This window comes from Streptomyces sp. CB02400, from assembly GCF_001905725.1.
In the GTDB taxonomy this organism is placed as follows: Bacteria; Actinomycetota; Actinomycetes; order Streptomycetales; family Streptomycetaceae; genus Streptomyces; species Streptomyces atrovirens.
This window is the reverse complement of the sequence record NZ_LIWB01000004.1, coordinates 285,410-308,853: the sequence shown is the minus strand read 5'-3', so window position 1 is coordinate 308,853 and position 23,444 is coordinate 285,410. Positions and strand designations below refer to the sequence as shown.

General features: G+C 72.6%; 19 protein-coding genes and 1 riboswitch. Of the genes, 9 read left to right on the top strand and 10 right to left on the bottom strand.

The window, feature by feature from the left end:
* The first annotated feature begins 30 nt into the window (after positions 1-30).
* On the top strand, positions 31-1,980 hold the full coding sequence (gene recQ / locus AMK33_RS12405) for a DNA helicase RecQ (RefSeq protein ID WP_073932840.1): 1,950 nt from the start codon (positions 31-33) through the stop codon (positions 1,978-1,980).
* A 111-nt stretch (positions 1,981-2,091) separates the two neighbouring features.
* Here recQ and AMK33_RS12400 read toward each other — a convergent pair whose 3' ends face one another.
* Positions 2,092-3,030, bottom strand: coding sequence for a M56 family metallopeptidase (locus tag AMK33_RS12400; protein WP_073932839.1), 939 nt, complete (start codon positions 3,028-3,030; stop codon positions 2,092-2,094).
* A gap of 169 nt (positions 3,031-3,199) precedes the next feature.
* Complete coding sequence (gene fahA, locus AMK33_RS12395; RefSeq protein ID WP_073932838.1) at positions 3,200-4,414, bottom strand: fumarylacetoacetase; 1,215 nt, start codon at positions 4,412-4,414, stop codon at positions 3,200-3,202.
* A 244-nt stretch (positions 4,415-4,658) separates the two neighbouring features.
* On the opposite strand from fahA, the gene AMK33_RS12390 reads away from it, so the two are divergent.
* Positions 4,659-5,918, top strand: a complete 1,260-nt coding sequence (locus AMK33_RS12390) for a DegT/DnrJ/EryC1/StrS family aminotransferase (RefSeq protein ID WP_073932837.1) — start codon at positions 4,659-4,661, stop codon at positions 5,916-5,918.
* The gene (locus tag AMK33_RS43765) at positions 5,911-8,598 is read left to right on the top strand and encodes a lipopolysaccharide biosynthesis protein (RefSeq protein ID WP_235618069.1); all 2,688 of its coding nucleotides are present in this window, start codon (positions 5,911-5,913) and stop codon (positions 8,596-8,598) included. The genes AMK33_RS12390 and AMK33_RS43765 overlap by 8 nt, the downstream gene beginning before the upstream one ends.
* A gap of 31 nt (positions 8,599-8,629) precedes the next feature.
* Here the strand turns inward: AMK33_RS43765 and AMK33_RS12380 are convergent, their stop codons facing one another.
* The 6 genes from AMK33_RS12380 to AMK33_RS12355 form a co-directional block, all read right to left on the bottom strand.
* Positions 8,630-9,796 (bottom strand): glycoside hydrolase family 26 protein, encoded by a 1,167-nt coding sequence (locus tag AMK33_RS12380; protein WP_107425093.1) that lies wholly within the window; start codon positions 9,794-9,796, stop codon positions 8,630-8,632.
* The gene (locus AMK33_RS12375; RefSeq protein ID WP_235618067.1) at positions 9,793-10,284 is read right to left on the bottom strand and encodes a DUF1616 domain-containing protein; all 492 of its coding nucleotides are present in this window, start codon (positions 10,282-10,284) and stop codon (positions 9,793-9,795) included. Before AMK33_RS12375 ends, AMK33_RS12380 begins: the two co-directional genes overlap by 4 nt.
* 25 nt (positions 10,285-10,309) lie before the next feature.
* Entirely contained in the window at positions 10,310-12,226 is a 1,917-nt protein-coding gene (locus AMK33_RS12370) for a hypothetical protein (RefSeq protein ID WP_235618065.1), read from the bottom strand.
* A gap of 140 nt (positions 12,227-12,366) precedes the next feature.
* Positions 12,367-13,164 (bottom strand): polysaccharide deacetylase family protein, encoded by a 798-nt coding sequence (locus AMK33_RS12365; RefSeq protein WP_073932833.1) that lies wholly within the window; start codon positions 13,162-13,164, stop codon positions 12,367-12,369.
* Positions 13,164-14,435, bottom strand: coding sequence for a glycosyltransferase (locus AMK33_RS12360; RefSeq protein ID WP_073932832.1), 1,272 nt, complete (start codon positions 14,433-14,435; stop codon positions 13,164-13,166). Before AMK33_RS12360 ends, AMK33_RS12365 begins: the two co-directional genes overlap by 1 nt.
* 15 nt (positions 14,436-14,450) lie before the next feature.
* Positions 14,451-15,521 (bottom strand): GNAT family N-acetyltransferase, encoded by a 1,071-nt coding sequence (locus tag AMK33_RS12355; RefSeq protein ID WP_073932831.1) that lies wholly within the window; start codon positions 15,519-15,521, stop codon positions 14,451-14,453.
* A 222-nt stretch (positions 15,522-15,743) separates the two neighbouring features.
* Between AMK33_RS12355 and AMK33_RS12350 the strand changes: the two genes are divergently transcribed.
* The gene (locus tag AMK33_RS12350) at positions 15,744-16,616 is read left to right on the top strand and encodes a Cof-type HAD-IIB family hydrolase (protein ID WP_073932830.1); all 873 of its coding nucleotides are present in this window, start codon (positions 15,744-15,746) and stop codon (positions 16,614-16,616) included.
* On the opposite strand, the gene AMK33_RS12345 is transcribed toward AMK33_RS12350, so the two are convergent.
* Positions 16,580-17,071, bottom strand: coding sequence for a transglycosylase SLT domain-containing protein (locus AMK33_RS12345; protein ID WP_073932829.1), 492 nt, complete (start codon positions 17,069-17,071; stop codon positions 16,580-16,582). The genes AMK33_RS12350 and AMK33_RS12345 overlap by 37 nt on opposite strands.
* A gap of 3 nt (positions 17,072-17,074) precedes the next feature.
* Positions 17,075-17,244, bottom strand: a riboswitch (cyclic di-AMP (ydaO/yuaA leader).
* 574 nt (positions 17,245-17,818) lie between these two features.
* On the opposite strand from AMK33_RS12345, the gene AMK33_RS12340 reads away from it, so the two are divergent.
* The 5 genes from AMK33_RS12340 to AMK33_RS12320 all read left to right on the top strand — a co-directional run bounded on the left by AMK33_RS12340 (position 17,819) and on the right by AMK33_RS12320 (position 22,819).
* Complete coding sequence (locus AMK33_RS12340) at positions 17,819-18,829, top strand: polyprenyl synthetase family protein (protein WP_073932828.1); 1,011 nt, start codon at positions 17,819-17,821, stop codon at positions 18,827-18,829.
* 241 nt (positions 18,830-19,070) lie between these two features.
* Entirely contained in the window at positions 19,071-20,303 is a 1,233-nt protein-coding gene (locus AMK33_RS12335; protein WP_073932827.1) for a LolA family protein, read from the top strand.
* Between the two features lie 41 nt (positions 20,304-20,344).
* Positions 20,345-21,319: an ABC transporter ATP-binding protein gene (locus AMK33_RS12330; protein WP_073932826.1), complete on the top strand. Its 975-nt coding sequence runs from the start codon at positions 20,345-20,347 to the stop codon at positions 21,317-21,319.
* A complete protein-coding gene (locus tag AMK33_RS12325) occupies positions 21,306-22,178 on the top strand; it encodes an ABC transporter permease (RefSeq protein ID WP_073932825.1) in 873 nt (290 codons plus the stop codon). The genes AMK33_RS12330 and AMK33_RS12325 overlap by 14 nt, the downstream gene beginning before the upstream one ends.
* 47 nt (positions 22,179-22,225) lie before the next feature.
* A complete protein-coding gene (locus tag AMK33_RS12320) occupies positions 22,226-22,819 on the top strand; it encodes a hypothetical protein (protein WP_073932824.1) in 594 nt (197 codons plus the stop codon).
* 13 nt (positions 22,820-22,832) lie between these two features.
* On the opposite strand, the gene AMK33_RS12315 is transcribed toward AMK33_RS12320, so the two are convergent.
* Positions 22,833-23,417, bottom strand: coding sequence for a flavodoxin family protein (locus AMK33_RS12315; RefSeq protein ID WP_073932823.1), 585 nt, complete (start codon positions 23,415-23,417; stop codon positions 22,833-22,835).
* Positions 23,418-23,444: the final 27 nt, after the last annotated feature.

The following is a 23,444-nucleotide window of genomic DNA, read 5'->3' as shown; positions in this document are numbered from 1 at the left end:
GGGGGCACGGTGACGGACGGTAGTGGCGGGATGGCAGTGACGGAGAGCGAGGCGCTGGCCGCGCTGCACCGGGTGTTCGGGTACGACGCCTTCCGTGGTGAGCAGGAAGCGGTCATCGAGCATGTGATCACGGGCGGCGACGCCGTCGTGCTCATGCCGACCGGTGGCGGAAAGTCGCTCTGCTACCAGATTCCGGCCCTGGTCAGGCCGGGTACGGGAGTCGTCGTCTCCCCGCTCATCGCGCTGATGCAGGACCAGGTGGACGCGCTGCGGGCGCTGGGCGTGCGGGCCGGGTTCATGAACTCCACGCAGGACTTCGACGAGCGGCGCGTCGTCGAGGCGGAGTTCCTCGCCGGCGAGCTGGACCTGCTGTACCTCGCACCGGAGCGGCTGCGGCTGGACAGCACACAGGACCTGCTCTCGCGCGGCAAGATCTCCGTCTTCGCGATCGACGAGGCGCACTGCGTGTCCCAGTGGGGGCACGACTTCCGGCCGGACTACCTCATGCTGTCGCTGCTCGGCCGGCGGTGGCCGGACGTGCCCCGCATCGCGCTCACGGCGACGGCCACGCACGCCACGCACCGGGAGATCACCGAGCGTCTCGGCATGCCGGACGCCCGGCACTTCGTGGCGAGCTTCGACCGGCCCAACATCCAGTACCGGATCGTGCCCAAGGCGGACCCCAAGAAGCAGCTCCTGAGCTTCCTGCGCGGGGAGCACGCCGGGGACGCGGGCATCGTCTACTGCCTGTCGCGCAACTCGGTGGAGAAGACCGCCGAGTTCCTCTCCCGCAACGGCGTCGAGGCGGTGCCGTACCACGCGGGCCTCGACGCGGGGACGCGCGCCGCGCACCAGGCGCGGTTCCTGCGGGAGGAGGGCCTGGTCGTGGTGGCGACCATCGCGTTCGGCATGGGCATCGACAAGCCGGACGTCCGCTTCGTCGCCCACCTGGACCTGCCCAAGTCCGTCGAGGGCTACTACCAGGAGACGGGCCGCGCGGGGCGCGACGGGCTGCCGTCCACGGCCTGGATGGCGTACGGGCTCAACGACGTCATACAGCAGCGCAAGCTGATCCAGTCCGGTGAGGGCGACGAGGCGTTCCGGCGGCGGGCGGGCCAGCACCTGGACGCGATGCTCGGTCTGTGCGAGACCGTCCGGTGCCGGCGCGGCCAGCTCCTCGCCTACTTCGGCCAGGACCCCGACCCGGCGGGCTGCGGCAACTGCGACACCTGCCTCACCCCGCCGGAGACCTGGAACGGGACCGTCGCGGCGCAGAAGGTGCTGTCCACGGTGGTGCGGCTGCAGCGGGAGCGCGGGCAGAAGTTCGGCGCGGTGCAGATCGTCGACATCCTGCTGGGGCGGCGCACGGCCAAGGTCATCCAGTTCGACCACGACCAGCTCTCCGTGTTCGGCATCGGCGAGGAGCTGACCGAGGCGGAATGGCGGGGCGTGGTGCGCCAGTTGCTCGCCCAGGGGCTGCTCGCCGTCGAGGGGGAGTACGGCACGCTGGTGCTGACCGAGGCGAGCGGGGCGGTGCTGCGGCGGGAGCGGGAGGTGCCGCTGCGCAAGGAGCCGAAGAAGCCGGTGACCTCCCGGTCGGGTGGCTCGGGTTCGGGGCGGGGGGAGCGCAAGGCCAAGGCCGCCGCTGCCGAGCTGCCCTCGGAGCTCGTCCCCGCGTTCGAGGCGCTGCGCGCCTGGCGTGCGGAGCAGGCGCGGGAGCAGGGGGTTCCGGCGTATGTCATCTTCCACGACGCCACGCTGCGGGAGATCGCCACGGTGTGGCCGACGTCGGTGGGCGAGCTCGGTGGGATCAGCGGGGTGGGGGAGAAGAAGCTGGCGACGTACGGGGAGGGGGTGGTGGCGGTGCTGGCCGGGCTGACGGCGCCGGGGGACGCCGGCGCCGGTGCCGGGGCCGAGGACCCCGGCGGCCCGGACGACTGGCCCGACGTGGACGCCGAGCCGGAGCCCGACTGGACATGAGCGCCGCGTGATCGGGCTGGGCGGGGGTGTCGCGCAGCCCGGCGCTTGCGGGGTGCCGGTGCGCCCACCCGTGCCGCCCTGCGGCACGACTGCCCGCATGGGGCGTCTGGGCTACGGCAGGGCCGTCAGGCCCGGCGCGAAGGTGATCAGGAGGGGGACGAGGGGGACCAGGGCGGCCGCGGCCGTCGTGAGGGCGCGGTGGTGGCGGTCGAGGCGGGGTGGGGGTTCCAGGAGGCGGTCGACGCGTTCGCCGAGGAGGCGGTGGCTGGAGGCGCAGGAGAGGACGCCCCGGTGCTGGTTGAGCTCGATCAGCGCCAGCGCCGTGGTCAGGTGGCCGCAGCGGCGGGAGGCCGTGTCGTCGGCGGACAGTTCTACCAGGCGGTGGGTCTGGTCGCAGAAGTGCGCGAACAGCGGGATGCGGGGGAAACCGGTGGCCAGCGCGGTGGACAGGTGCAGCAGCCAGTCGTGGCGGGCGCGGGCGTGGCCCCGCTCGTGGGTGAGGACGGCGTCGAGCTGGTGGTCGGTGAGCCGCTGCAGGGCGCCGGTGGTGACGATGAGCTGGGGCGGGCTGCCCGGCATCCACCAGGCGTCGGGGTACTCGTCCTCCAGCACCAGCAGGGGACCGCGGGCCTCGGGGAGTCCGGCGGGCAGGTCGGGGGCGCGTTCCCGCAGATGCGCCCGGGACCGGGCGCGCCGGCGGCGGGCCTCGACCAGCTCCCGCCCGAGCATGGCCGTCGTCCAGGCCGCCCCGGACGCCAGCAGCACGGTGAGGGCGATGGTCCAGGGCGAGGCGGCGGACAGGTCGTACGCCGCGGTGACCGCGGGCGGGGCCGGGGCGAAGAGCTGGGCGCGGACGGTGCCGAAGACGGCGGCGGCGCCCAGGGCGAGCGCCGTGACGCAGCACAGCAGGACGGTGGCGACCAGGCACTGCCACACCCACAGGGCGACCACCGGTTCCCGTTCCGGCCATTTCGCCCGGGTCAGCGCCCGGGGGACGGGCACGGCGGCCGTCACGGCGACAACGCTCAGCAGGAGCAGGCAGACGGTCATGCCACGGGCTCCGGATCCTGTCGGAAGAGGGCGGCTTCGGGTCGTGCTGGGGGCGTGCGGGAAGTACGAAGGGAGCGCGGCGCGAACGCACACACCACCCGACGCCAAGTATGACGGCGAAGGGCGGTGTGAGTCAGGGGTCGTCGAAGATCGGTGAGGGCCGGGCGGGTCAGACCGTGGGGACCACCCGTCCCGTGACCTCGCCGAGGCCCACGCGGACGCCGTCCGGGCCCGGCGCCCAGGCCGACAGCGTCACCACGTCACCGTCCTCCAGGAACGTCCGCTTGCCGTCGGGGAGTTCGAGGGGGTCGCGGCCGTTCCAGGTCAGTTCCAGCAGCGACCCGCGTTCCCGCTCGGCGGGGCCGCTCACCGTGCCGGAGCCGTACAGGTCGCCGGTGCGCAGGGAGGCGCCGTTGACGGTCATGTGGGCGAGCTGCTGGGCGGCCGTCCAGTACATGGTGGAGAAGGGGGGTTCGGAGACGACATGACCGTTGACGGTGACGGTGATCCGCAGGTCGTAGCCGCCGGGTTCCTCGGCCGCGTCGTCCAGGTAGGGCAGCAGTTCGTGCGTGCGCTCCGGCGGCGCGACGCGGGCCTCGTCCAGGGCGTCCAGCGGGGTGATCCAGGCCGACACCGAGGTGGTGAAGGACTTGCCGAGGAACGGGCCGAGGGGGACGTACTCCCAGGCCTGGACGTCGCGGGCGGACCAGTCGTTGAGGAGGCAGAGGCCGAAGACGTGGTCGCGGAAGTCGCCGAGCGGCACCGGCCGGCCCAGCTCGGACGGCACGCCGACCACGAAGCCGACCTCGGCCTCGATGTCCAGCCGGACGGACGGCCCGTAGACCGGGACGGCGTCCGTGGGCGCTTTGCGCTGGCCCGAGGGGCGTACGACGTCGGTGCCGGACACCACGACCGTGCCGGCGCGGCCGTGGTAGCCGATCGGCAGGTGCTTCCAGTTGGGGGTCAGGGAGTCGGCGGCGTCGGGGCGGAACATCCTGCCGACGTTCCGGGCGTGGTTCTCGGAGGCGTAGAAGTCGACGTAGTCCGCGACCTCGAAGGGGAGGTGCAGGGTCACCTCGGACAGCGGGTGGAACAGCGGCTCGACGGTCTCCCGGTGCGCCGGGACGGTCACCCACGCCGTGAGCGCCCGCCGCACGTCCGACCAGGCCGTGCGGCCCGCCGCCAGCAGCGGGTTGAGGGTCTGACGGGCGAGCAGGGAGGCGTACGGCGAGCCCAGGGCGTGCGCCGCCGCGCCGGCGTCGAGGACGTGGTCGCCGAGCCGGACGCCCACGGTCCGCTCCGACGAGCCGGGGGGCGAGAAGACGCCGTACGGCAGGTTGTGCGGGCCGAAGGGATCGCCCTCGGGGACATCGAAGGGGGGCATCGGGTGCTGCCTCGCTTTCGTGTGCGCAGGTGCTCCACGTGTCCGTGGCCGTGCCACACGTTACGGGTGACACGGCGGTCTTGGGCAGAGCCGACGTGGTGGCGCCCCCCGCTTTCCCTTGCGTACCGGAAGTTATCCACAGGAGGGGAGGCAATCTTGACGGAGCGGTGCGAACGGGGCGACTCTGGGCGGGTGCCGGAAGGCCTCGGGGAGGGGGCGTTTCCGAAGGCACACTGGGGGGCGGATGGCCATTGGGGAGGCCGGACCGCGCTCGGCGCGCTCGGGATCGCAGTCGAAACGGCTGGAAGAGACCATGCGCGGCCGGCTCGGCCGGGAATGCGTGTACGTGCCGTCATGCAGGTTCGGGCTGTTCGTGGCGTTGCGCCACTGGTGCCCGCCGGGCGGCAGGGTGCTGATGTCGCCGGTCAACGACGACGTGATCTTCTTCGTGGTGCTGGCGGCGGGACTGCGGCCGGTGCAGGCGCCGTTGAACCCGTTCGACGGGTCCATCGACATCGACGCCGTGCCCGAGGAGACGTGGGGCTCGCTGTCCGCCGTGCTGACGACGAACCTGTACGGAAACCCGGACCCGGCGCCGGAACTGCGGGCGCGTTGCGACGCGTTGGGCATTCCGCTGCTGGAGGACGGGGCGCACGCGATCGGCAGCGAGGTCGGCGGGCGGCCGGTCGGCGCCTGGGGCGAGGCCTCCGTTTTCAGCCTTTCCAAGCATGCCGGCGCCCAGGCGGGCGGCATGCTCTCGCTCGCCGACCCGAGCCTGGCTGAGACCATGCGGGCCGGCTGTGACGAGCTGCTCGCCCCGCCCAGGGCGGCGTCCGAACTCGCCTATGCCTTACGGCCGTACGCCGAGGCCGCCGTACGGGGGCTGGGGCTGCGACGGGCCGCCTGGGCGGCGCTGGGACTGCTGGGGCTGACGGAGCGCGACGGGATCAGGATGCCGCTGCGTCCGGACGCGCTGGCCGCGGCCGTCGGCGCGGCCCCGGACCTGACCGCGCACGACCCCTGGGTCCGCGTCGACATGCACACCTACCGCCTGCGGTCGGGACCGCTGCGGCTGCGGCGGATCCGGCGCAGGCTCGGACGGCTGGACGAGGTGCTCCAGGCCTGCCGGGACGGCACCGAACTGCTGCTGTCGACCCGGTGGGCCCGGCCGGGGGAGGGGAGCCGGGCGCAGCCGCTGTTCCGGGTGCCGCTGCTGGTGGCGGACCGGGACGCGGCGATCGCGGCACTGGCCCGGCGCGGGATCGTCGTCGGCTACCTCTACGACCCGCCCCTCGACGACTACGCGGGGAAGGCCTTCACGGACCCGTCGCCCGCGCCGGAGGCGGCCCGCTGGTTCGCGCGGCACGCGCTGCCGGTGGACCCGCTGCGGGCGAGGGAGGCCGTCGACGTGCTGGAGCGGTCCGGCGCGCGGCCGGCCGAACCGCCGGAGGACCTGACACGGCCGGGGACACCGGCCGACGGGCCGGGGCCGGCCCGTGACTGACACCCAGGTGCACGAGCCCGCCGCGGCGCGCGCCGACGGCGGGTCCCGGCCCGCCGGGAGCCCGTCCGGCTCCGACTCCCTGTTCAAGAACGCCTACTTCCTGATGCTCAGCACGGGCGTGTCCGCCGTCCTCGGCCTGGGGTTCTGGCTCGTGGCCGCCCGCTACTACTCCGAGGACGCCGTCGGCCAGGGCTCCGCCGCGATCGCCGCGATGCGGCTGCTCGCCAGCATCACCGCGACCACGATGATCGGCGCCGTGGTCCGCTTCGTACCGCGGGCCGGCCGCGAGACCGGGCGCCTGGTGTGGGGCGTGTACCTGGCGAGTTCGGTGGTCGTCACCCTGGCCGCGGGCGTCTTCCTGCTCACGCTCGACCAGTGGGGCCCCTCCTACGCGCCCCTCGGCACACCACTGGCCGGGGCGCTGTTCGTCGCGGCGTGCGTGGCGTGGGCGCTGCTCACCCTCCAGGACGGCGTGCTCACGGGGCTGCGCAAGGCCGAGTGGGTGCCGGCCGGGAACGCGGTGTTCTCCGTCGGGAAACTGGCCCTGCTGGCCGTCTTCGCGAGCACACTGCCCGTGCTGGGCATCTTCGTGTCCTGGGCCGTGGCCATCGCGTTCTCCACCCTGCCGCTCGGCTGGCTGATCTTCCGCCGGCTCATCCCGCGCCAGGCCGCCGCCGACCACGACGTGGAACCGCCCGGCCTGCGCTCCATGGGCCGCTTCCTGGCCGGCGACTCGCTCGGCGCGCTGTTCAGCCTCGCCATGATCAATCTGCTGCCCGTGATGGTCGCGGTCCGCTTCAGCGCGGCGGAGAACGGCTACTTCTACGTGGCGTACACCGTCGGCGGCACGATGGAGTTCATGGCCATCAACATGGCCTCGTCGCTCACCGCCCACGCCTCGCACGATCCGCGTCAGCTCGCCGAGGGCGTGCGCGGGGCGCTGCGCAGGATGACGCTGCTGCTGGTGCCGGTGGTCGCGGTGCTGGTCGTCTTCGCGCCCCGGATCCTCACGCCGTTCGACGCGGACTACGCCGAGCACGGCTCGACCGTGCTGCGGCTGCTCGCGCTCGGCGCGCTGCCCCGCGTGGTCGTGGAGCTGTACATCGGGGTGCTGCGGGTGCAGGGGCGCACCGGTGTGCTCGCCGCGCTCCAGGGCGCGATGTGCACGCTGGTGCTGGGCAGTGCGGCCGTGCTGTTCACCCCGGCGGGGATCGCGGGGGCCGGATGGGCGGTGCTGGTCAGCATGACGCTGATCGCGGTCGTCTCGGTGTTCGGGCTGCGTGCGGCGCTGCGCGAGAAGACCGGCGGGCCCGTGGAGCGGTCCGCCGCCGTCCCCGACTACGGCACGCGCTGGGCCCGGCTCAACGCCACCGCCGGATACGGCACGAACTGGGCGCGCCGGGCGGCGTACGAGCACAAGGACGCGGAGGGCGACGAGGACGACGAGGAGACCGTCACGCTGTTCATCGGCCGCCCCGGCTACGAGCGGGAGGCCCTCCAGGCGGACACGGTGGCGTTCATCGTGCGGCCGCCGGTCCCGGACGAGCGGGGGGACGACGCCGACGGCGAAGAGCGGTCGCCTCACGAGGAGAGCGGCCTCCGGAAGGACGCGCCGGGGGCGTCGTGGGCGGCGCGGGCGGCGCGGGGGGAGCCGGACCGGGGCGAGGACCCGGTGGGAGCCGCGACGTCGGACCACATCGGGAAGCCCGACGACGAGGGGCCGGACGCCGGCGAAGAGCAGCCCCCTCCGCCCGTGAGGGGTGCCGGCGCACCCCCGGCCGTGGCCTCGTGGGAGAGACGGGCACCGGCGGAGGCGAGCGGGACGCCGTGGGTCGGTGAGGCATCCGCCGGTACCTCGGCGTGGGTCGGTGAGGCGCCCGCCGGTACCTCGGCGTGGGTCGGTGAGGCATCCGCCGGTACCTCGGCGTGGGTCGGTGAGGCGCCCGCCGGTACCTCGGCGCGGACCGGTGAGGCATCCGCCGGTACCTCGGCGCGGACCGGCCACCCGGACCCCGCCGGGCCGTCGGCACCCGGCACCGACCCCGACCGGCGGGTCGTCGGGATCCTGTGGGCCCTGCTCGCGCTCGCGGCCCTCGTCTTCTGGTTCTCGATACGCGGGCTCCCCTGGTCCGACGGCGCGGGCGAGCCCACGGGACGTCAGGTACTGGAAGGCCTCCCGTTGCCCGCGTCGGCCACGGGAGGAGTGCTGCTCCTCGTCTTCGTCGCCTCGGTGACCTTGTTCGGACGGCCGGTCCCCTGGCTCTCCGGCCTCTCGCTGACCTCCGCCCTGCTCGCCCTGCACACCGCGCCCGTCGCCCTCGGGCGGCGGCCCGAGCCGGTGGACGGGGCGCTGTACGCCGACGCGGCCCGCTCCCTCGCGGAGGCGGTGGGGCTCGATGGCCCCGGTGCCGTGCTGCGGTGGGCCCCCTTGGTGTTCCAGCTGCTGTGCCTCGTACCGCTGTGGCTGCTGCTCGCACGCGCGGGCGGGCGGCTGACGTGGCCGGCCCGCTGGGGCGTGCTGTATCTCGCCGGGGTGGCCGGCTGGGTGTTCCGGGAGGCACTCGCACCGGTCGCGCTGCCCCTGCTGGTCGCGCTCCTCGGGCTGCTGCTGCTCAGCCGCGCGGTGCCGGCGGCACGGCTCGCGCTCCGCGGCGGACGGAACGGCCCGCCCGGCCACTGAGCGGCCGGGCGGACCGGGCACCGGCCACCGCTCAACGGGGCGGCACGGGCTGCTGGAAGTACTCGCTCCGCCCCGCTTCCCGGTAGCCCTCCAGCCCCGGGCCGGCGTTGACGGTCAGATCGCACTCGGGCTTCTCCGAGGTCGGCCGGTTCCAGTGCACCAGGGCCTTCACCTCAGGAAGCTTCTTCACGGCGCCGGGGATCTCGGTGTACCAGTCGCGCTGGCGCCCCGGGTCGTCGGTGTCGGGCGCGGTGGCGAACTCCGCGAGCATCACCGGTTTGTCGTCGGTGATGTTCGCGCGCAGCCATTCGTAACTGGGCCGCTGGCTGCGCAGGAAGTCCTTCCAGTCGGTGGTGTCGTGGCAGCCGTAGTAGTTGTACTGGTCCATCGCGATCCAGTCGACGTACTCGTCCCCGGGGTAGAGGGCCTTCATCTCCTTCGCGCTGCCGAGGTAACCGGAGACGGTCCACACCCACACGACGTTGTCGGCGCCCAGTTCCCGGAACCGGTCGTGGAGATGGCGGTACGCCGCGACGAACTCCTCCGGGGTGCCGGCGCCCTCCTTGATGCGGGCGTCGGTCTCCTGGTCGAAGGAGAAGAAGACACGTTTGCCGTAGGCCTTGAGGCGCCGGATCTGCGGGTCGATGATCTCCTCGTCGTACTTCCCCGAGGCGATGTTCTTCCAGCCGAGCTGGGTCTCCGTCCAGTTCTCGTGGTGCGGCTCGGTCCAGACGGTGGACTCCCAGGCCAGCATGAGCAGCCGGTCCTTGCCGAGCTCCTGCTCGTCGGGGGTGAGCAGTTGTCCGTCGAGCTCGGTGCCCGACATGTCGTGGTAGTTGTAGACGAGGTCGAGCCTGCGGCCGATCCGCTCCTCGAAACCGAGCACGGCGTCCTTGAGCGAGCCGTTCGCCGCGTACGGCACATACGCCCCCCACCAGGCGCCGCAGGGCGGAACCAGTGTGCCGGTGGGGGCGCAGGGGCCGGTGGGCAGTTCGCCGGAGGCCGCGTTGCCGGGCAGGCCCTGACCGGAGGGGTCCATGTCGTCGGGGCGGCCGGCCCAGAATCCGAGCCCGGTCAGCAGCGCGGCGACCGTCACCAGGACGACCGCCGTGTAACCGCGCCTCGCGCGCACCGCCTCCTTCAGCCCGCGCCACCTGGACCGCTTGTGTGGCTCGCGCAGCCGGTGCAGCCCTGTCATGTGCCACCGCCGTCCGCGGGCCTGTGCCTGACGCGCTCCACCGCGCCGCGCCGGGCGGCGGGCAGCGGCAGCCCCGGCAGGGCCGCGACGACCGTGGTGAAGACGGCGAGCGAGACGAGGAAGGAGGTCGCCGAGAACCCCTCCACCAGGAACAGCGAGGTGGCGGTGAGCACACCGAGCGCCAGGCTGATCGGCGCGGCGAGCGCGACGGCCTCCAGCCTGGCGCCGGTGGCCAGCCCGCCCGGCTGCGGATACAGCGCCGCCCAGCCCGGACCGAACAGGGTGAACACCAGCACCGGGATCCAGCGCAGCGGCGAGGGGCCGGGGACGGCGGTGGCGGCCAGCGCGAGCCAGCCCGAGGCGCCTATGAGGACTCTGACGTGCGTCTCGGTCACCCGTGGGCTTCTGAGACCACGGGCCGCACTGGCTCCGGAGGAGCCCGTGGAACCAGTGGAGTCGGTGGAGTGCGAGGAGTCGATGCTGCTCATGGGCTGACCTTCGACGTCACTTCGATCACCTTGTGGTCGTTCCTCGGGCGGCCGGACGGTACTCCAGCACGACCCCGTACGCATGGCTTTCGACGGTCCGGAAGAGAGGTGAGGCGGAGAGTCTCGTGCGCAGCGTCTCGAAGCCGCCGGCCGGCAGCAGGCCCTCGCCGGCGGTGTAGACGTCCTGGGTGCGGGTGAGGACGACGTACGTCCTGGTGCCCGGCGGGATCCCGTCGGCGAGGTAGCGGGCCGGGTCCTTCAGCATCCGCTCGTTCTCGGGCAGTTCCTGCTCGGCGAAGAACCAGTGCTCCAGGCGGTCGTACCGGTGCAGTGCCTGCGGGAAGGAACCGCTGGTGGAGAGGATCAGCGAGCCGTCGGGGGCGTTGTCGAGGGCGCGGGTGACCAGCGCGGTCTCCTCGGGCGGTGTGTAGTACATCTTCTCCTTGCCGTAGTACGACGGCAGGAAGCCGGCCAGGAGCACCAGCAGAACGGCCGGCAGGGCGACGGCCGCGGCTCCGCGCTGCAGTGCCCGCGCCCGGCCGCTGCGGGTGCCCGCGGCGGGCACGAGCGCGGCGGCGGCGAAGAACGCCGCGCCCGGCAGGCCGAACAGGTAGACGCGGAACAGCATCTCGCCGCCGTAGTCGTTGACGGCGAAGAGCGGAACCGGGGCGGCGGAGACCAGCAGCAGCGGCAGCGCGCTGCGGACCAGCCGGCGCCGCAGCACGAGGGCGATCCCGGCGAGTGCGGCGACCGCGAGCACCATCAGCACGTTGGCGGTCCCGGCGAGTTCGGGTCCGGGCCCGGTCAGTTCACCCGCGTACCCCGCGCGGGAGTTCTGCGTCAGTTCGCCTATCGACTCCTTGAGCGTGGACAGCGTCTCGACGAACAGCGGCCGCCCCATGGTCAGGTCCCAGGTGAGCATCAGCAGCACGGCGACGGCCAGCAGCCCGTGATTGCGGTAGCGGCGCGTGAGGCTGAGCGCGAACAGGCAGATGCAGAGCATCACCGGGGTGAGCTGGTGCGTGGCGTTGATCGCGGCGATCAGCGGGGCGAGGATCACCACGCAGACCGCGCGCTGCCGGGTGCCCGTGGGCGCCGGCACGCCGGCGGCGGCCGGGTCGAGGACGGTGCGGTCGCGCAGCCGCCCGGCGGAGCCGGGGCGCACGAAGTGACGCAGCACCACCGCGATGACCGTCAGGTGCAGCAGGTACGCGAGCCCTTGCGGGGCGAAGTAGTCCTGGCCCACCCAGTTGGCGAGCTGGAAGATCCACACGGCGGTCCACACCAGCCGCCAGTCCTGGCAGAAGGTGCGGTAGATCAGGACGAGCACCGGCATCATCAGCAGGCCGAAGACGATCGGCGCCCAGTTGGCGTACGCGGCGGCGCTCTCCACGCCGAAGGCGCGCACCAGCCCGGAGTTGAGCGTGAAGAAGCCCGGCCACTGGTCGTACGCGGACATGTTGCCGGACAGCGCCGCGCCGGGCCGCAGTTCACCGTTGGCGAGCATCGTGTCGACGACGGCGTCGTGCTTGGAGGCCCACGGGTAGCGCACGGCGTCGTACAGCATCGCCGGCGGCGCCTTGAGCGCGAACAGCAGCGCGGCGCAGTGCGCGGCCGGCCACCAGGGCGCGGTGCCCGCGCGCCGCAGGCTGAGGACGAAGCCGGCGGTGAGGACCAGCAGCGACAGGTAGTAGGCGGCCGGGAGGCGGTCCAGCAGGCCGTAGTCGCCCATCTCCCGGAAGCCGATGCGGGGCAGCGCGTAGAACCACAGTCCGGCGGCGAGCAGCAGCGTCAGCAGCCCGGCGTCGGGCGGACCGCTCGGGACCGGCCAGGATCTGCGGCCACCGCCGGAGTTCCCTCCCGGCTCCGTCGGGCCGCCGGCCGGCTCGGGGCTGGGCAGCGCGCTGCTCTCAGTGGTCGGTACGGGCACATGTTGTTGCACGCCGAGACTCCCCTCCCCCGCAACGAGTATAGGAATTACCTCTGCTTTTCACACCAAAAACGTCGGACTCGCCTGCGAAGCGAAAGCTGTCCGGTACCTCCCGCGCGACCCGTCCCGTGATCACGTCCGCTCGTCCCTCCTCAGCCGGCGAACGCGGGCCGGCCCCGTAGGACGGTGCGGGTCCGGCGGTACCACCGCCAGCCGACGGTCTTCGGGCCGTCCCGGTACGGGGCGATCCGCGCGCCGTCGCCCGCCAGCCAGGCCTCGACGTCGGCGACGGTGTGGCCGCGCCGGACGATCAGGCGGGCGATGCGGTAGCGCTCGTCCCGCTCCGAGCTGAGCGCGTGCCGCACGGCGGTCGCCGTCCGGTAGCCGGCGCGGGCGGCCATGGCGCGCACCCGGGGGCTGTTGTAGCCGTGCGGATAGGCGAGGTGGGGGACGGGATGGCCGAGGGTGTCCTCCAGCACGGCCTTGGAGTCCAGCAGTTCGGCGCGGAGCTGTGGGGTGGTCAGGGTGTCGAGCTGGGCGTGGGTGACCGTGTGGCTGCCGATCTCCATGCCGGAACGTTCCAGCTCCACCGCCCGGTCCAGGGTCATCATCGGGGCGGGCGGCAGCAGACTGTGGCCGCCCGGGGCGATGGCGCCGGTGGTGAGGTACGCGGTCGCGGGCAGCGCGCGCCCGGCCAGGGCATCGGCGGTGGGGCCGGGCAGGTCGGCGAAGCCGTCGTCGAAGGTGAGCAGCACCGGCCGGGGCGGCAAGGGGGCCCGCCCGGCGAGGTGGTCGGCGAGGACGCTGATGGTGACGGGTGTGCGGCCGCTGTCCACGACGGCGTCGAGGTGGGCCGTGAACTCCTTGGGCGTGACGGTGAACTCGGCGATCCAGTCCGGCGGATCGTCCATCACGGCGTGGTAGAGGAAGACGGGTATGGCCGCGGTCATCACCTCCCCCTCCCCGGTGCTCGCCGCGCCCGCAGGTATCCGAGCGGCCCGTACAGCATTCCCCTGCGCTGCAGCCGCGACAGTCGGCGTGGCCAGGGGTGCGTGCGGGTGTCGTGCGCCCCCGGCGCACCACCGTCGCCGTCCGTGTCGCGCACCTCGGTCAGCGCGCGGGCGTGCGCGAGACCGCGCGGCAGCCGGGCGAGGAACGCCGGCAGCAGCGCGGGCCGGTTGACCAGGACCGCGGTGAGGTAGGCGGTGAGGCCGGCGCCGTAGCCGTACGCCTGGGTCTCCAGGTCGGCCCAGGTCTCCCGGTGGTGGTGCCACACCAGCGCGTACGGCGTGTAGCGCAGCCGGTGCCCCTGGGCGAGGACGCGGACGAAGCCGTACAGGTCGTCGCCGCCCCGCGCGGGTGTTCCGGCGCCAGTGGCCGGGTCGAAGCCGCCGACGGCACGCAGCACCTCCGTACGGAAGGCCATGTTCGCGCCGGAGCCGAAGCGGCCCGCGGTGAAGGGGAACAGCGGCTCGTCGCGGGGCGGGTCCTGGGGGTCGTACGTCGTCGGAGTGAAGCCCTTCGCGAAGCCGCCGTGGCTCTCCAGCAGGACCTGGGCCGGGGTGCGCAGCCGGGCGGGCAGGATCAGGCCGGTGGCGCAGCCGAGCCGCGGGTCGGCTGCGAACGGGGCGGTCAGTTCGGTGAGCCAGCGGGGATCGGCGACCACGTCGTCGTCGGTGAACGCGATCACCTCGCCCCGCGCCTCCGCCAGCCCCCTGTTGTGCGCGACGGCGAGTCCGGGCACCGGCTCGCACACGTACCGCACCCGCTCGCCGTACTTGCGTTCCACCAGTTCACGGGTCTCGTCGGTCACCGGCGCGTTGTCGACGACGACCACCTCGAACCGCGGGTGCTCCTGCGCGAGCAGCGAGTCCAGCGCCCGGGCGAGCTGTCCGGCCCGCTCCCTGGTGGCCACGACGACCGAGGCGTACGGCGGCTTCCCGCCGCCCGTCACCTCCACGGCCTTCCCCGCCACCGCGGAGGCGGCCTCCGTCAGGGCCGCCTGCGGGTCCGCGCCCTCCGGTACCCGGGTCAGCAGCGTCCCCACCGGGCGGCCCGCCCGTCTGACCAGCAGGAACACCTCACCGTGGGTGATCGGTGGGCTGCCCGGTCCGGGTCTCGGCGCGGCCTCGTCACCGTCCAGGTCGATCTCGGCGACCTGCACCGCGCCGATGGCCAGGAACCGTCGTATCTCCTCCTGCGTACGTGCTCTTCGGGACACCCGTCCTCCCCCTTCTCACGACCGGCGCAGCCGTGCCGCGCCCTTCAGGGTCCGTGCCGCCAGCGCCGCCAGGCGCGGACGGGTGCGGACGAAGCCGTGCGCGCGGCGCGCGGGCTCGCGGCTCAGCCGGTGCAGCGCGGCGCCCACGCCCGGACGGGTCACCGCCCCCTCGTAGACGGCGAGTTCGCCGGTCTTCAGCGAGTCCTTGTACTCGGCCGGACCGCGCCCCATGTCGAGCATCCCGATGCCCTCGGCCGCCGCCGCCTCGGCCATCCGCAGATGCAGCACCAGACCCGGCGAGTACTTCGCGAACTCCGGGTCGTACGCCGGGAACCAGCAGGCCAGGACGGACGCCGAGCGCAGCCCGAAGTGCGCGGCGACGGGGCGGTCACCTGCGTACAGGACCGACAGCGTGCCCGTGCACTGGGCGGCGCGGGTCCCGGCGAGCCGGCCCACGAGCCGGGCGATCCACTCCTGCGCGAACCGGTCGCGCCGCCCGGTCCTGCGGTACTGCGCCGACTTCCACTCCATGAGCGTGCGCAGCGCGGCCGGGTCGCGCTCGTCGAAGACGAACCGCACGGCTCCGGCCTGGCGGCCCAGCCTGCGCTCCTTGGCCAGCGTGGTCTTCAGGAACTTCGGCGACTGGGTGCGCAGCACCGACTCGTACGTCTCGTAGCCCTTCTCCACGTCGATGACGTAGGTGGCGTGCTCCTCGGCCGCGTACGGCACGAACAGCCCCTGGTCCGCCTCCAGGTTGTCGAAGGCGAAGCTCGACACCGAGCAGCCCCGCAGCAGTTCGTCCGTCTCCAGGGCGACACCGGGACCCAGGACCGCGCCCTGGCAGTCCGACACCCCGAGCCCGATCGCCCGGCCCTGCCCCAGCGCACCCCGCTCGTACGGCAGGAAACCCACCGGCTGCGCACCCTCGTACAGCACGGCGACCCGGGCCCGCGGGCGCACCCGGGCCACGGCGACGCTGAACTCCGGTTCCATGAACGGGTTGCGCGGTGCGTCCGTCGCGGCGCGCAGTTCCCGCCAGCGCTCCCGCTCCCCCTCGCCGAGCTCCCCGGGCCCCAGCACACGCATGCGTCCACTGCTCACCTGACCCCCCGATCAAGTCCCCCCTGGACCCTTGGAAGGTACCGCCCCGGACCGGGCGGACGGTAGATAGCGGACCATGTTCTTGCCAAACGGGGAAAGAGACCTGAACCGGTCCTTACCCGGCGTCGAGAGAAGGGGAACCGCACCGAAAGCGAACGCAAACGGGCACGGTGAATCGGACCGTCGGGTTGTCCGTATTCTCTGATCATGGCCGCACCCACCGCGTACTCACTCATCGCCACCGACCTGGACGGGACGCTGCTGCGCGGCGACGACACCCTCTCCGACCGGTCCCTCGCCGCGCTCGCACGGGCGGAGCGGGCCGGCGCGCGGCATCTCGTGGTGACGGGGCGACCGGCCCCCAGAGTGCGGCCGCTCCTGGACGACCTCGGCTGCGCGGGGCTCGCGGTGTGCGGACAGGGCGCGCAGGTGTACGACGCCGGCGCGCACCGGCTGCTGTGGTCCGTGACCCTGGACCGGGAACTGGCGGAGACGGCGCTCGGCAAGATCGAGGCCGAGGTGGGGGAGGTGTACGCCGCGGTCGACCAGGACGGGGTCGACGGGCTGACGCTGATCGAGCCCGGCTATCTGATGCCGCACCCGACCCTGCCCGCGGTGCGGGTCGAGCGGCGGGCCGAGCTGTGGGACCGGCCGATCAGCAAGGTGCTGCTGCGCCACCCGGACCTGTCCGACGACGCGCTGGCGGCGGCGGCCCGGTCGGTGGTGGGGTCACTGGCCACGGTCACCATGTCGGGGCCGGGCACCGTGGAGCTCCAGCCGTGCGGGGTGACCAAGGCGACCGGGCTGGCGCTGGCCGCCGAGCACCTGGGGCTGAGCCCGGCGCGGACGATCGCCTTCGGCGACATGCCGAACGACGTCCCCATGTTCGACTGGGCGGCCCACGGCGTCGCCATGGCCAACGCGCATCCCGAACTGAAGGCGGTGGCGGACGAGGTCACCACGTCGAACGAGGACGACGGCGTGGCCGTCGTCCTCGAGCGACTGTTCGGTGGGGCGATGAAGCTCGCCCGTCAGCGGGTGGCTCAGTACGCGCCGAAGACGTTGTCGATGGAGCCGTAGCGGTCGGCCGCGTAGTTGCAGGCCGCCGTGATGTTGGCGACCGGGTCGTACGGGTCGAAGGCGGTGCCGGGCACGTGGTAGGCCGCGAAGGTCGGGTCGATGACCTGCAGCAGACCCTTCGACGGGGTGCCGGCGGCGGCGTTGGAGTCCCAGTTGTTGATGGCGTACGGGTTGCCGGAGGACTCGCGCATGATGTTGCGGTGGATGGCGTCGTAGCTGCCCGGGATGCCGTGCTGCGCCATGATGTCCAGCGACTCGCGGATCCAGCCGTCGAGGTTGTCCGGGTACGCCGTCACGGAGGCGGCGGTCGTCGTCGGCTCGGTGGTGGTGGCGGCGGAGGCGCTGGTCGCGCCGAACAGCGGCAGGGCGACCATGGCGACGCCGGTGCCGGCGACGGCGAGGGAGCGGGCGAGGCGGCGGTTGCCGAAGCGGCTGAGCTGACCGAAAGCAGGCATGTCTGGGTTCCTCTCCTACGCCTGCGAGGTGAGCTGTCGGGTTCGGGCGGGAGAGTGCCCGGCCGTGCCCCTGCGGGCATGGCTTCACCCCTAGCCGTCCCGGTGCGATGTCCGGTGCGGCGACCTACCTGGGTCCCCCACTCCTGCCGTCTTGAGTTCGTCGTCGGGTGTGATGCGGGCGGCGGCAGGATTAGGCGTCCACCCGGCAGGCCCGGAACGTATGCGAGAGCACATGTCGGGAACAAGTGCGGGCATCACAGAAGATGCCGTTTGATCTTGCGATGGGGGTTTTGGGGTGCTTGATCCTTTGCTACTGCCAAGGGTCAACTCGGCGCCGGGGGAAGGGGAAAGGCGAGTGGCGGCCGGTGGCGGGGGTGCCGGATCGCGCGTGACTCACTTCACTGGGGATCGCCTGTGAGCGCATTTTTCGCCAAGGGGAATTAGCTCGGTATTTGCGGCAAATCGGACGTCGGGGCGGGCAGGATGGTCCGCGTGGCGAGGCGGGGCCCGGGAGGCGGGCCGGGAGCCGGGTCGAGGAGTGGATTGCTACGTCCGGGAAAGCCGAAGAATGTCCGTTGTTATCAACCGATCAAAAGCACTCCGCTCCTGATCCCGTATCGCCCTGCCCGTAACCCTGGGCGCTGGCGGTGATCGAAACGTGACCGGATACGCTGACTTGAGTGATGGCAGCGACCTATCGACATTCCGTGTAACCGCCAGTGGACACCAGCAGACAGGAGACCCCTCGTGACCGTCGTCGGGCCGTTCGGGCTGAGCGTGCGGGACCAGGCTCTGGAAGCCGATGTCCAGGCCGGAATGACGGCTGTCGAGGAAGGGCTGCTCGAGGCCACCAAGAGTGAGGTCCCCTTCATCACGGGAGCCGCCCAGCACCTGGTGCGGGCCGGCGGCAAGCGGTTCCGCCCGCTGCTCGTGATGCTCGCCGCCCAGTTCGGCGACCCCTACGCGCCCGGTGTCGTGCCCTCGGCCGTGGTCGTGGAACTCACCCATCTGGCCACGCTGTACCACGACGACGTGATGGACGAGGCCGAGGTGCGGCGCGGCGTCGACAGCGCGAACGCCCGCTGGGGCAACTCCGTCGCGGTCCTCACCGGCGACTTCCTCTTCGCGCGGGCCTCGCACATCCTGGCCGACCTCGGTCCTGAGGCCGTGCGGGTGCAGGCCGAGGCGTTCGAGCGGCTGGTCACCGGGCAGATCCTGGAGACCGCGGGACCCCAGGACGGCCGCGACCCGGTCGACCACTACCTGGACGTGCTCGGCGGCAAGACCGGCTCGCTGGTCGCCGTCGCCTGCCGGTTCGGCGCGATGATGTCCGGCGCCGACGAGACGGTCGTGGACGTGCTGACCCAGTACGGCGAGCGGCTCGGCGTCGCCTTCCAGCTCGCCGACGACGTCCTGGACATCGCCTCCGACTCCCACGAGTCCGGCAAGACCCCCGGCACCGACCTGCGCGAGGGCATCGCCACCCTGCCGGTGCTGCGGCTGCGCGAACGGGCGGCCCGGCTGGGTCTCGCCGACGACATCGCCCTGTGCGAGCTGCTCGACTCCGACCTCACCGACGACGCCCGGCACGCCGAGGCGCTGCGACTGCTGCGCGCCCACCCCGCGCTGGAGCAGGCCCGCCGGGACACCGTGCGCTACGCCGAGGAGGCGCGCGCGGCGCTCGCCCCGCTACAGGAGTGCGAGGCGAGGACGGCACTCGTGCAACTGTGCGACGCGGTGGTGCACCGCGCGGGCTGAGCCGGCCCGAACTCCCCCCTGACCCCTACTGGTCGGGGGAGGGAACCGCCCTCCGTGTCATACCCCAGCAGTACGTGGAGTTGCGTCCGGGGTCTGACGAATCCGCCTGCCGGATTTGGTCAGATGGACCACGACGGACAACACCACTTCTCACCGATTCGGGTGAGAATGGCGGCTCAGGGTGAGACTGGTGCGAGGTCACGAGACGAAAGCCGCCGCCGACCACGGAGGTAGGGCACACATGGCACCGTACGAATCCGACGACATGACGACCGCGCGGGAGGCCGACGAGCCGCGCGCGAGGCGGCGCAGGGCCGCGCGGTACGTCGTCCCGGTCACGGTGATGGGAGTGGCGGCCGCGACCATCGGGCTCGTCCCCGCGATCGCCGACTCCGGCGACCCCGACCTGCCGGAGATCACCGCCGCGCAGCTCATAGAGAAGATCGCGAAGTCGGACGTCGAGCGGCTGTCCGGCACCGTGAAGATCACCACGGACCTCGGTCTGCCGGACCTCGGCGGCCTGGAGAACAGCCTCGCGTCCGGCGCCATGGGGCAGGGCGAGGACGGCGGCTCCTCGGCCGACCCGTCCGCCAAGCTCACCGAACTGGCCTCCGGCACGCACACCCTGCGCGTCGCGGCCGACGGCCCGGACCGGCAGAAGGTGTCGCTCCTGGAGAACGCCGCCGAGTACAGCCTGATCCACAACGGCAAGGACGTCTGGGGCTACGACAGCGGCTCCAACGAGGTCTACCACGGCACCGTCGACGCCTCCGGCGAGGACCGGGAGCAGCAGCCCCCGGCCACCCCGAAGGACTTCGCCGAGGAGGCGCTGAAGTCGGTCGACGACACCACGTCCGTGACCGTCGACGGCACCGCCCAGGTGGCCGGCCGGGACGCGTACAAGCTGGTCGTCAAGCCCCGGCAGTCCGGCTCCACGGTCGGCGCGATCAGCATCGCGGTCGATCACAAGACCGGTATGCCGCTGAAGTTCACGCTCACCCCGTCCAGCGGTGGCGCGGCCGTCGTGGACGTCGGCTTCACCAAGGTGAGCTTCGACAGGCCGGCCGCCTCGACGTTCGACTTCACCCCGCCCAAGGGCGCCGAGGTGACCGAGGACGGCGAACTCGACCACGGCCGGGAGCACTCCGGGAAGCCGGAGAACGCCCCGAAGTCCGAGGAGGACCTGGCCAAGGGCCTCGACGGGCTGAAGATGCTCGGCGAGGGCTGGAACACCGTCGCCACCTTCGACACCGGCACCGAGGGCGGCCTGCCCACCGACCTGCCCACCGGCGGGGCCGGCGGCGACCTCGACGGCTTCCTCGGCTCCCTCGGAGACCAGGTCGAGGGCGAGTTCGGCACCGGCACGGTGTTCAGCACCCGCCTGGTGAACGCCCTGATCACCGAGGACGGCAAGGTCTACGTGGGCACCGTCACCAAGGACGCGCTCGTGAAGGCGGCCGACGCGGGGAAGTAAAGCACCGGGGCCAGTGACGTAGTCAAGGAACGAGGGAGCCGATGGGCGAGGCGTCCGCCAGCGAGCCGGACGGGGTGCGCGCGGGTGAGGGAGTCATCACCACCCGCGCGCTCACCAAGCGCTACCGCGGCGGACAGCTCGCCGTCGACGGTCTGCACCTGACCGTCCCGGCGGGCAGCGTCTTCGGCTTCCTCGGCCCCAACGGCTCCGGCAAGACCACCACCATCCGCATGCTGATGGGCCTGATCGAGCCGACCTCCGGCACGGCGCACGTCCTGGGGCGCCCCATGCCGCGCTCCGCGCGCGCCGTGCTGCCCCACGTCGGCGCCCTCATCGAGGGCCCGGCCCTGTACGGCTTCCTCTCCGGCCGGGACAACCTCCTGCGCTACGACGCCGCCGACCCGACCGCGGACCCGCGCACCCGGCGCGCCCGCGTCGCCGCCGCCCTGGACCGGGTGGGCCTCACGGCCGCCGCCGGCAAGAAGGCGAAGGCGTACTCCCTCGGCATGAAGCAGCGCCTCGGCCTCGCGGCCGCCCTGCTCCAGCCGCGCCGGCTGCTCGTCCTGGACGAGCCGACCAACGGCCTCGACCCGCAGGGCATGCGGGAGATCCGCACGCTGGTGCGCGAACTGGCCTCGGACGGCACCACCGTCTTCCTCTCCTCCCACCTCCTCGACGAGATCGAGCAGGTGTGCACGCACGCCGCCGTGATGGCCCAGGGCCGGCTGATCACCCAGGGCCCGGTCGCCGACCTGGCCGCGGGCGCCCGCGGCCGGCTGGTGGTGACCACACCCGACCCGGCGGACGCCGCCCGGGTGCTCAAGGAGCAGGGGGTCGCCGATGTCGTCGTGGACGGGGAGCGGGTGACCGGCGAGGTGCCCGAGCGCGACCTCGCCGAGGTGAACGCGGCGCTGGTGACGGCAGGCGTCCGGGTACGCGGCTTCGGGGCGGAACGGGCCTCGCTGGAGGACGCGTTCGTGGCGCTGACCGGGGAGGGCTTCGATGTCGCAGGCTGAAGCGGTGCGGAGGGTGAACCCGCTGTGGACCCTCGGCCTGTTCCGCAGCGAGCTGCTCACCACCTTCCGGCGGTGGCGCACCCTCGCCCTGCTCGGGGTGCTGGCGGCCGTACCGGTCCTGGTCGGCATCGCCGTACGGATCGAGACCGGTAACGGCTCGTCGGCCGGTGGCGGGGGCGGCGGGGGAGGGCCGGCGTTCATCTCGCAGATCACCAACAACGGACTGTTCCTGGTCTTCACCGCGCTCGCCGCCACCCTGCCGTTCTTCCTGCCCATGGCGATCGGGGTCGTCGCGGGCGACGCCGTCGCCGGCGAGGCGAACGCCGGCACCCTGCGCTACCTCCTGGTCGCCCCCGCCGGGCGGAGCCGCCTGCTGCTCACCAAGTACGCGACGGTCATGACCTTCTGCCTGGTCGCCACGCTCGTGGTCGCCGTGTCGGCGCTGGTCACCGGCGCGCTGCTGTTCCCACTGGGCGACCTCACGACCATCTCGGGCACCCGGATCAGCTTCTCCGAGGGACTGGCCAGAGCCCTGCTGATCGCCCTGGTCGTCGCCGTGTCACTGATCGGGGTGGCGGCGCTCGGCCTGTTCGTCTCGACGCTGACCAACAGCGGCATCGCGGCGATGGCGACCACGGTAGGGCTGCTGATCACGGTCCAGATCGTCGACCAGATCCCCCAGCTGCACGCCCTGCACCCCTACCTCTTCTCCCACTACTGGCTGTCCTTCGCCGACCTGATGCGCGAACCGGTCTACTGGGACGACCTGACGAAGAACCTCGGCCTCCAGGCCCTCTACGCGGCCGTGTTCGGCTCGGCGGCGTGGGCGCGGTTCACGGCGAAGGACATCACCGCGTAGGGAAATGCGCTGGCACTGGCGGGCCGGGGCGTGTGACGGTTCGGTCCATGGGCAATTCACGGGCGTATCCCGTCCTGCGGACCACCGACGCGGGCGAGGCGTACCGGCAGGCCAGGCGGTTGTGCGCGTTGCTGGAACACATCGGGGACAAGGTATGGCTGTCCGCCGAGATACGGACGCCCGGGGACGCGCGGCGGATGGCCGGGATCGTTCCCGGGGCCGATTTCGACTACGTGGACGCCCGCACCGATCCGGCAACCGGTGACTTCCTCTTCTTCGACCTCGACGTGACGCGACTGGACGACGCCGGACTCCAGGCGCATCTGCCGCTGCAGTTCATGGAGGACGTCGGGCGCGGGGACGTCGAGGAACGGTTCCTGACCGCTCTGGGCGAGGGAACGGCGTCCATCGAGTGGCACGGCCGCTGGCCGGACGACCCGGAGATCGACTCCCACGGACACTGGAACTACGACGGGGTCCAGATCGTGTTCCACGGCGACGAGGCGCAGTACGGCGACACATGGACCGAGGACCACACCGTCTTCGTCCATGTGACCAAGTACGGCGATCTCGAGCGCGCCCAGAAGCTCGCCGCCCACATCGGCAGCGAGGTCCTGGGCGAGGAACAGCTCGGCTGGTGAGGCGGCGCCGGTGTCAGCCGGCCTCGTACGGGAAGCGGGCGAGGGGCGCCTCCTGGGCGAAGAACGTCTTGGCCCGTGCCAGCGCCTCCGTGTCCTTCAGCACGTCGCCCGGCTTGCTGCCGTTGCCGAGCAGGACCCCGCCGAAGCGCATCCCCATGTACGCGGCCGAGTTGTTCAGCGTGCCGACCAGCGGATCGGCGACCTCCGGCTCCTCGTGCGCGAGCGCGGTGACGCCCCACAGGGTGCGCCCCGCCAGGGTCGCCTTGAAGTCCAGCCCCGGGGTGCGCAGCCAGCCCGACCAGTGGTCCAGGTAGCGCTTGGTCTGGGCGGACACCGAGTACCAGTACAGCGGCGAGGCGATCACGAGGTCCGTCGCCGCGAGGGTGGCGTCCAGCAGCGCGGCCACATCGCCCTCGGTGGGGCGGGTGTGGTCGCTGTCGTGGCGCAGGTCCTCGAAGTCGGGCAGGGGGTGGGCGGCGAGGTCGATCCACTGCTGTTCCACGTCCGGGGGCAGCTGTTCGGCGGCCCGGCGGGCCAGCAGTTCGGTGTTGCCGTCGGGGCGGGCGCTGCCCAGGACGAAGAGGAAACGACGAGTCATGATCATCCTCAGATGCTCGGCGTGCGT